The organism is Sporosarcina koreensis (assembly GCF_001531445.1).
Lineage (GTDB): Bacteria > Bacillota > Bacilli > Bacillales_A > Planococcaceae > Sporosarcina > Sporosarcina koreensis_C.
On the sequence record NZ_LQYA01000171.1, the window covers coordinates 1 to 9151 of the forward strand.

A 9151-nucleotide genomic window follows, 5' to 3' on the forward strand; every position below is an offset into this window, starting at 1 on the left:
GAATGTCCCCCTTTGTAAATTCAGGTTTATTCATTTCCGGCTCCCTCCTTGCCACGAATTCAAAATGTCCTGCAATTTCTCTATTTTGTTTTGACCGTTGAAAACTATACCATTAAGACCGAGCTGCTTCCAATGCTGCAATGTTTTTTCATCGATTTTCCCTGCCACATCCAGCATTATGCCCACAGGTAACTGTCCAAGAAGAGTTTCCAGGACAGCAGCTACAACTTCGTCTTTTCCGCAAACAATTGCGTACTCCGGCTTTTCTTTTTGCAGCCACTCGATCGCATGTTCAGCACTGTCGAACACAGGACTCCAATCGCTTTTAATTCCCCCCGCTGCCAGGAATCCGGATACGAAATCAGCTCGTGGCTTGAAGTCTTTCAGTTTTCCAAATGTCAGTAGTACAGTTTTCGGCTGCTTTTCACTGAATGAATGGCGGAGTCCTTCGAAAGGTTCAGCTAAGCGTGCTACAGGATGAAAACCACCCCAGTCCTCAAAGTTCACTGCTGCAAGCTCGGCATATATATTTGTGCCAATCAGCGATTTTCTACCGTTCGCTGTTTCTGCCTGAAGCTTCAAAGACAGTTCCTGTATTCGCTTCCCTTTTTGAAAATGCTCCATGCCGCCCATGCTATCAATTTCCAGAAACAGTTCCCATGACTTTTCAACAAGCTGTTCTGTCAGCTTTTCAATAAAATACGAGCCGCCTGCTGGATCAAGAACTTTTTCCACATGCGTTTCTTCTTTTAAAACGAGTTGCATATTGCGGCTATATCGGATTGAACTAGCATTCGGACCGGTCAGTATATTATGCGGGTGCGCTTGAATCATGTCGGCTCCGCCCAATACAGCGGCAAATGTTTCATTCCCTGCACGAAGCAGGTTGACATACGGATCCAGCTTTGAAAACGAACGTAGAGACGTTACTGCCAACACCGGTATGAATGGTGCTTCATCGAAATTATAGCCTTGCGCGAACGCTTGCCATAACACCCTAAATGCACGGAGTTTAGCGATCTCCATGAAGAAATGGGTATCGACCGGAAAACGGACAAAGTAGTTGTCAGCGAATGCTTGGAAGCTTTCGTAGTCTGCTGCGATGCGCGCTGCTTCCGCCAATGCAAAAGCCAGCTCAGTCACCGCGTCTGCACCCTCATGGTGTTCTTTCCATAAGTCGACCCCTGCAGTCCGAATGTTGTTATAACCGACTGGCATGACCCAATCCTCTACTTGGATGGTACCGGAGACAGCCTCTCGCACTTCATGATGAACAAAATCGAATGCCCTTAACAGTGGGTCATCATTACGTACGTTGAAAAGGAATACCGGATACTTCGAAATGAATGAAGATAATCGCAATAACTGATCGTCATTCCAGTCAAATTGGTGGGTTCCGTCATATACAATCGCTTCATTTCCTTTCTTAAGCGAGTCCTCCAATTGTTCGAGGAAATGAGCACTGCTGTCGGCAATCGTCTGTTGTGCAATGATCCAGCCAGGAGTCCTTTTCATTGAAAGGACTGTCGATGAGCTATCAAGTTCCGGTTTTTCAAAATAAAGCGGTTCGAGTTCAATGCCCTCCAGTGTCCGAGTCACCAATTTTTCATATGGTTTCCCTTTAAGGGAATTGACGGCAAGTTCTTTCCATTGTTCGAAACCTACTTTTTCAAAGGTCGTTTTTTTCATATTATCAATTGTCATCTAGGTTGCTCCTTTCGTCTTGAGCATTGGGTCGGCTTCACCGAGACTTCACCTTCCGAGCCAACCTGAAAATATGTAAAGTACATCAAATTATTCTACAACTACTTCTAGTTTACCTGAGTAGCCAATTGTTTGAAAGCGCAAAAGGGTGAATGAAAAGTTGGAAAAGCCGCCCCTCTTTTCAAGGGACGGCCTTCTGCTACTTAATAGACAGATGTATTGTCAGCTGAAATGTTTTCCAGAATTTCTTTAACACGTGCCAAGAAACGGCCAGCCACTAATCCATCAAGCACACGATGATCGAGCGATAGGCAGAGATTGACCATGTCGCGCACCGCAATCATGCCGCCGTTCATAACGACAGGACGCTTGACGATCGATTCGACTTGTAGGATTGCTGCTTGCGGGTAGTTAATGATTCCCATCGATTGAATCGATCCGAATGAACCTGTGTTGTTAACGGTGAATGTTCCGCCTTGCATTTCATCGGACTTCAACTTGCCCGAACGCACTTTGGATGCAAGCTCATTGATGTCGCGGCCGATTCCTTTGATCGTCTTCTCATCAGCATGTTTAATAACCGGCACATAGAGCGCATCCTCCGTAGCAACCGCGATGGAAATATTAATATCCTTCTTCTGAATGATCTTATCTCCTGCCCACATGGAGTTCATCATCGGGAATTCCTTCAAGGCTTGGGAGACTGCCTTCACGAAGAAAGCAAAGTATGTCAGGTTGAAGCCTTCCTTCTGCTTGAAATCATTTTTCAAGGAGTCACGGTACTGGACGAGATTCGTTACGTCCACTTCGATCATCGTCCACGCATGCGGTGCTTCGTGTTTGGAGCGGAGCATATTCGTCGCTATCGCACGACGTACTCCTGTAATCGGTATTTCGATATCACCTGCAGCAGTTGGTATCGGTGCAGGCTCTGCCGGTTTAGTAGCAGTTGCACTTTGAACAGGGGCTGCCGGGTGTTGTTCAACGCTTTTCGGTGACTGTTCGGTTTGCACTGCTTCGGCAGTTGGAACTTCACCGCTATCAATTATTTTTTGGATATCTTTCCGTGTAATACGGCCTTCTTTCCCAGAGCCTTGAACAAGTGTGAGATCTATATTGTTCTCTTGTGCCAATCTCATGACCGCTGGAGAAAAGCGTGCTGCTCCAGCTTCACGTTTGATCGGCGCGGCAGGTTTTTGGGAGCCTGCAGCAGGCATTTCATTTGCCGGCTCCTCTTTGGCAGGGACCGCTTCCACAGGAGCTTCTGCGCCCCCTTCCGTTTCAATCGTACATACAACGATTCCAACTTCTACGGTTTCGCCTTCTTGTACGATGATTTCTTTAATTGTTCCAGCAAAGGAAGAAGGAATCTCTGCAGTTACTTTATCTGTATTGACTTCCGCCAAAGGATCATACTTATTGACAGTGTCCCCTGGCTTTACCAGCCATTTTTCAATCGTCCCCTCTGTAACACTTTCTCCAAGTTTCGGCATTTCTATTTTTTCGATTGTCATATCAGTTACCTCCTTTCCGATTAAAATTCTGCGAGCTCACGCGCAGCTTTTTCGACTTTTTCCGGGTTGACCATAAAGAATTTCTCCATCGTCGGCGCATATGGCATTGCAGGAATATCAGGCCCTGCAAGGCGTTTGATCGGCGCGTCCAGGTCGAATAAGCAGTTTTCAGCTATGATTGCAGAAACCTCGCTCATGATGCTGCCTTCCAAATTGTCTTCAGTGACAAGCAATACTTTCCCTGTTTTAGATGCAGCTTCAATGATTGCTTCCTTATCTAATGGATACACCGTACGCAAATCGAGAATATGTGCGGAAATTCCATCTTCTGCGAGTCTTTCCGCCGCTTGTAATGCGAAATGTACACAGAGACCGTAAGTGATGATCGTAATATCTTCTCCCTCACGCTTTACATCCGCTTTTCCAATAGGAAGTACGTATTCCTCCTCAGGCACTTCGCCTTTGATTAGACGGTATGCGCGTTTATGTTCAAAGAAAAGGACAGGATCGTCATCTCGAATTGCCGCTTTCAGTAAACCTTTCGCATCATAAGGGGTTGAAGGGATGACAATTTTCAAGCCAGGCGTACTTGCGAACATCGATTCGACAGATTGGGAATGATATAGGGCACCATGAATCCCACCCCCGAAAGGTGCGCGGATTACGATTGGACAAGACCAATCATTATTGGACCGATAGCGGATTTTTGCCGCCTCGGAAACGATTTGGTTAACAGCCGGCATGATGAAATCCGCGAATTGCATTTCAGCAATTGGACGCATGCCATACATTGCAGCTCCGATTCCGACACCTGCAATTGCAGATTCGGCTAGCGGCGTATCAAGCGCGCGGTATTCACCGAACTGATCATAAAGTCCCGTCGTCGCTTTAAAAACGCCTCCTTTTCTTCCAACGTCTTCTCCAAGAACGAATACATTTTCGTCTCTTTCCATCTCTTCTTTCATCGCAAGAGTAATTGCATCAATATATGAAATGACGGCCATTATTCGTTCCCCCCTTCCTCTTTATAAACGTGGCGAAGCGCATACTCAGGTTCTGCATACGGAGCTTTTTCCGCATAGTCAGTCGCTTCGTTGACAATTGCCATAATACGCTCTTCCATCTCTTTTTCATATGCCTCGTCGATTACGCCAGCTTCTCGTAAATAAGCCGCGAACTTAGGGATCGGATCAAGTTTACGTTCGTTTTCAAGCTCTTCCGGATCCCGATATAGACGGTGATCATCATCTGAAGAGTGAGCTGTCAGTCGATAGCAGATTGTTTCTACAAGGCTTGGTCCTTCACCATTGCGCGCACGATCGGCCGCTTCCTTTACTACTCTGTATACTTCAAGCGGATCTGTGCCATCGACAGTCACGCCAGGCATGCCATATCCGATTGCACGATCGGAAACATTTTCACAAGCCAGCTGTTTTTCAATTGGAACTGAGATGGCATATTTATTGTTTTCAACCATAATGACCGTCGGCAACTTGTGGACACCGGCAAAGTTCATGCCTTCATGGAAATCGCCTTGGTTGGACGACCCTTCTCCCAAAGTGACAAATGTGATGAAATCCTCATTTTTCATTTTTGCCGCCAGCGCAACGCCTACTGCATGCGGAAGCTGCGTCGTAACAGGGGATGAGCCTGTCAAAATACGATTTTTTCGTTGTCCAAAGTGACCGGGCATTTGGCGGCCACCAGAGTTCGGATCTTCCGCTTTCGCGAAAGCGGAAAGCATTAGCTCTTTCGGTGTCATTCCAAAGTGAAGAACGACGCCCATATCGCGATAATAGGGTGCAATCCAATCCCTTTCTTTATCAAGCGCATATGCAGCACCTGCTTGTGCGGCCTCCTGCCCCTGACATGAAATGACAAACGGGATTTTACCCGCACGATTCAATAGCCACATACGTTCATCCAAACGTCTTGCCATGACCATCGTTTCATAAATTTCCAATACATCCTCATTCGTCAATCCCAATTCTTCATGACGTGTTTTTGCCATTTTAGAAACCCCTTTCTTATCCAAACCAAAGGATCGGTGTTCGAATTCAAACGGACATCCGATTTCGACAATTTACATTACATATGAATTGCAATGCCATCCACAGCAAGTGACGCTTCACCGATCACTTCAGATAGTGATGGATGCGGATGAATGGTTGAAGCCACTTCCCATGGAGTCGCATCGAGGACCATTGCAAGACCCGCTTCCGAAATTAAATCGGTTACATGTCCGCCAATCATATGGACTCCTAAAATATCGTCCGATTTTTTATCTGCGATGATTTTTACAAACCCATCTGCATTTCCATTGACTAGCGCCTTGCCGATCGCAGCGAACGGAAACTTGCCCACTTTGACGTCAAATCCTTGTTCTTTCGCCTGCGCTTCCGTTAGACCGACGCTAGCAGCCTCCGGACTTGAATAGATGCAACGGGAGATGTTCGTGTAATTGATCGGTTCTGTCGCCAGTCCAGCAATATGTTCCACTGCAGCTATGCCTTCATGCGAAGCTACATGTGCCAACTGAAGACCGCCTATAACATCGCCGATTGCGTAGATATGATCTTCCTTCGTCTGGAACGTCGACTTTGTTGTTATAAAACCATTTTCAATTTGGATTTCCGTATTTTCAATACCGATCCCTTCCACGTTAGCTTGCCGCCCTACTGAAACAAGCATTTTTTCGGCGGTGAACTTTTTCGTTTCGCCCGAAACTTGTGCGGATATCGTTACAGAGTCCTCTGTTTTCAAGAGACTGTCTGCCGCCACTTTCGCTCCAGTAACAAACGCAATGCCTTTTTTCGTCAGAAGTTTTTTCATTTCCTTGGAAACATCTTCATCTTCCGTCGGGATGATCCGATCTGCATATTCAATGACAGTGACATCTACGCCAAAGTCATTCAACATCGATGCCCATTCGATTCCGATGACTCCTCCTCCGACGATAAGGATCGACTTTGGAAGTTCAGTCATTTGCAAGGCACCATCTGAAGAAAGGACTTGTTGTTCGTCGATTTCCAACCCTGGTAACGTACGGGGTCTTGAGCCGGTAGCAATGATAAGGTTTTTCAAAATGAGCATTTCATTTTCTTCCCCATTATTCATTTCAACAGAAATCGTTCCTGGCATCGGAGAGAAGATCGAAGGTCCTAACATACGGCCGTAGCCTTCGTAGATGTCAATTTTCCCCTTTTTCATTAGCCCAATGACGCCTTTATGCAACTGTTGAACGATTTCGTCTTTCCTGGCCTGGACCCGCGCAAAATTCAATGATGCGCCGGTCGTATCGACACCGAAATGAGCAGCTTCGTTTTTCGTCATTTGGTACACGGAAGCACTTTTCAATAAGGCTTTGCTTGGAATGCAGCCTTTATGCAGGCAAGTGCCGCCTAGTGCATCTTTTTCCACTAGCGCCGTCTTTAAGCCTAATTGTGCGGCGCGGATTGCGGCGACGTAACCGCCTGTGCCTCCGCCCAAAATTACTACATCATATTCGTTTGCCATCTGTAATCATGGCCTCCTCTTCGCTATCCATCAAGCAGGATAGATTTTTGCTTGCTCTTCACCATTCATGACTCGCAGAGCGCCTTCAGCAAGGGCCTGCAACTCATCTTCACCCGGGTAAATGGCTACCTCGGCTATCCATTCGACTCGCTTTTTGATCATTTCCACGTATTCCTTGCCGTATGCGAGGCCGCCAGTCAATAAAATCGCGTCGACCTTGCCTCCCAATACTGTTGAAGCACTTCCGATTTCTTTTGCAACTTGATAAGCCATTGCTTCATAGACTAGCGCTGCCTCTACGTCGCCTGCTTCAATCCTTTTTTCGACAGTCACAGCGTCGTTCGTACCTAAGTAGCCGACAAGACCGCCCTGTCCGACCAGCTTTGTCATGATCTCTTTTCTGAAATACGACCCTGAATAACATAGATCGACCAGTTCGCCAATTGGGACTGTTCCCGACCGTTCAGGGCTAAATGGCCCATCGCCGTGCAACCCATTGTTGACGTCAATTACTTTGCCGTAACAGTGTGCCCCGACTGTTATGCCCCCGCCCATATGCGTGACAATCAGTCGGAGCTCATCATAACTTTTGCCGACTTGTTTTGCATATCTTCTGGCAACCGCTTTCTGGTTAAGTGCGTGGAAAATCGATTTTCTGCTGATTGGCGCAAAACCGGAAATACGAGCAATCGGTTGCATTTCGTCGACAACTACCGGGTCAACAATGTATGCTGGAATATTCGCTTTGGAGGCAATTTCATTTGCAAGGATGCCGCCAAGATTTGAAGCATGCTGACCGGAAAAACCTTTTTTCAAATCATCGAGCATTTCTTCATTGACGTAATATGTACCGCCTGAAATCGGTCGGAGCAAACCTCCTCTTCCGCAGACAGCATCCAATTCCGTCATGTGGATGCCGCCTGTTTCCAATGAAGAGAGGATGGCCTCTCTCCGAAAATTGTATTGATCGATGACCGAATCGAATTTTGCAAGCTTATCCGCTTGATGTCTTATTGTGTCTTCAAAAATGATTTGATCATTATCGTACACACCAATTTTCGTTGATGTGGATCCGGGATTGATAATGAGAATCCGGTTACTTTTTTTTTGCACGGCCATCCTCCTCTCGATCGGTACCTGTTAAGCAATATTATTTTTTTCGAGTAAGGACGCTTTTTTCATTTTGCAGGAATTGCCCACGTGATTTGGCAACCCTGGCAATACGCTCCTCAGCAAGCCGGTCCGCCGCCATGTAGGACGGGATGTTATCACGTTTAGAAATCGCAAAAATCTTTTCGATTGTATCGTAAATACCTGCAACCCGTTTCAATGCACGTTCCCGATTATAGCCTGCAAGTTCGTCTGCCACATTGATGACGCCACCGGAGTTGATAACGTAGTCAGGTGCGTAGACAATTCCCATTTCATGGATGATATCGCCGTGCTCCGGATTTTTCAATTGGTTATTCGCCGAACCTGCGATCACTTTCGCTTTCAATTGAGGTATCGTTTCGTCGTTGATGATGGCACCTAGTGCGCAAGGGGCAAAGATATCAGCATCTTGCGAGTAAATTTCATCTGTGCCGACAGCTATTGCGCCAAATGCATCGACTGCACGTTGGACCGCTTCCTTATTAATATCCGTGACAATCAGCTTCGCACCCTCTTCATGCAAGTATTCGCACAAAGTGTAAGCGACGTTGCCGACACCTTGGACAGCAACCGTCTTACCATCAAGGGAGTCAGTTCCAAATGCTTCTTTAGCCGCAGCTTTCATCCCTTTATAGACACCAAATGCCGTGACTGGTGAAGGGTTGCCTGAGGAACCGAACTCTGCGGAAACGCCTGTTACATAATCAGTCTCCAAATGGATCAGATCCATATCCTCTTCAGTTGTGCCAACATCTTCTGCTGTAATATATCTTCCGTTCAAACCTTCGATGTAACGTCCGAACGCGCGGAACATCTCGTCATTTTTATCCGTTTTCGGGTTTCCGATGATGACTGTTTTACCGCCGCCTAAGTCAAGCCCAGCCGCTGCGTTTTTATACGTCATTCCCTTAGCCAGACGGAGTGCGTCCTCGATTGCTTCCTCTTCACTCGCATATGTCCACATGCGCGTTCCACCTAGTGCAGGTCCGAGAGTCGTATCGTGGATTGCGATGATCGCCTTCAATCCTGAAGTTTTGTCTTGGCAGATGACCAATTGCTCATAATCGTGTGTTTCCATATATTTAAAAATTTCCATGATGTGTTTCCTCCTCCGGAAAAGTCCGTTATTAGTTTTTCGCTGTTTGTATGGCTAATGCCAAAGAGTAAAGCTTGCTATCTGCGCTATCCGACCTTGATGTCAATACGATCGGAGCCCTGGCGCCTTGTATGATGCCCCCGACTTTCGCTTTAGCGAAATACATAAG

At 46.6% G+C, this 9151-nt stretch carries 7 protein-coding genes and 1 pseudogene; all 8 read right to left on the minus strand.

Going from position 1 to position 9151, the window contains the following annotated elements:
* Positions 1–30: 30 nt before the first annotated feature.
* Positions 31–1704: a methylmalonyl-CoA mutase family protein gene (locus AWV70_RS16325; protein ID WP_060209391.1), complete on the minus strand. Its 1674-nt coding sequence runs from the start codon at positions 1702–1704 to the stop codon at positions 31–33.
* Between the two features lie 203 nt (positions 1705–1907).
* Positions 1908–3218, minus strand: coding sequence for a dihydrolipoamide acetyltransferase family protein (locus AWV70_RS16330; protein ID WP_060209392.1), 1311 nt, complete (start codon positions 3216–3218; stop codon positions 1908–1910).
* Positions 3219–3238: 20 nt separating this feature from the next.
* Positions 3239–4222, minus strand: a complete 984-nt coding sequence (locus tag AWV70_RS16335) for an alpha-ketoacid dehydrogenase subunit beta (protein ID WP_060209394.1) — start codon at positions 4220–4222, stop codon at positions 3239–3241.
* The gene (locus tag AWV70_RS16340) at positions 4222–5229 is read right to left on the minus strand and encodes a thiamine pyrophosphate-dependent dehydrogenase E1 component subunit alpha (RefSeq protein WP_060209396.1); all 1008 of its coding nucleotides are present in this window, start codon (positions 5227–5229) and stop codon (positions 4222–4224) included. Before AWV70_RS16340 ends, AWV70_RS16335 begins: the two co-directional genes overlap by 1 nt.
* A gap of 77 nt (positions 5230–5306) precedes the next feature.
* A complete protein-coding gene (gene lpdA / locus AWV70_RS16345; protein WP_060209398.1) occupies positions 5307–6734 on the minus strand; it encodes a dihydrolipoyl dehydrogenase in 1428 nt (475 codons plus the stop codon).
* A gap of 30 nt (positions 6735–6764) precedes the next feature.
* Positions 6765–7847, minus strand: a complete 1083-nt coding sequence (gene buk, locus AWV70_RS16350; protein ID WP_060209400.1) for a butyrate kinase — start codon at positions 7845–7847, stop codon at positions 6765–6767.
* A 37-nt stretch (positions 7848–7884) separates the two neighbouring features.
* A complete protein-coding gene (locus tag AWV70_RS16355) occupies positions 7885–8982 on the minus strand; it encodes a Leu/Phe/Val dehydrogenase (RefSeq protein ID WP_060209403.1) in 1098 nt (365 codons plus the stop codon).
* 31 nt (positions 8983–9013) lie between these two features.
* Positions 9014–9151: pseudogene (locus AWV70_RS24765) on the minus strand (phosphate acyltransferase); the annotation flags it as partial.

Bases quoted from the DNA above. Each gene is read 5' to 3' on its own strand.
- AWV70_RS16325 (WP_060209391.1), bottom strand. From the start codon at position 1,704: ATGACAATTGATAATATGAAAAAAACGACCTTTGAAAAAGTAGGTTTC.
- AWV70_RS16330 (WP_060209392.1), bottom strand. From the start codon at position 3,218: ATGACAATCGAAAAAATAGAAATGCCGAAACTTGGAGAAAGTGTTACA.
- AWV70_RS16335 (WP_060209394.1), bottom strand. From the start codon at position 4,222: ATGGCCGTCATTTCATATATTGATGCAATTACTCTTGCGATGAAAGAA.
- AWV70_RS16340 (WP_060209396.1), bottom strand. From the start codon at position 5,229: ATGGCAAAAACACGTCATGAAGAATTGGGATTGACGAATGAGGATGTA.
- lpdA (WP_060209398.1), bottom strand. From the start codon at position 6,734: ATGGCAAACGAATATGATGTAGTAATTTTGGGCGGAGGCACAGGCGGT.
- AWV70_RS16355 (WP_060209403.1), bottom strand. From the start codon at position 8,982: ATGGAAATTTTTAAATATATGGAAACACACGATTATGAGCAATTGGTC.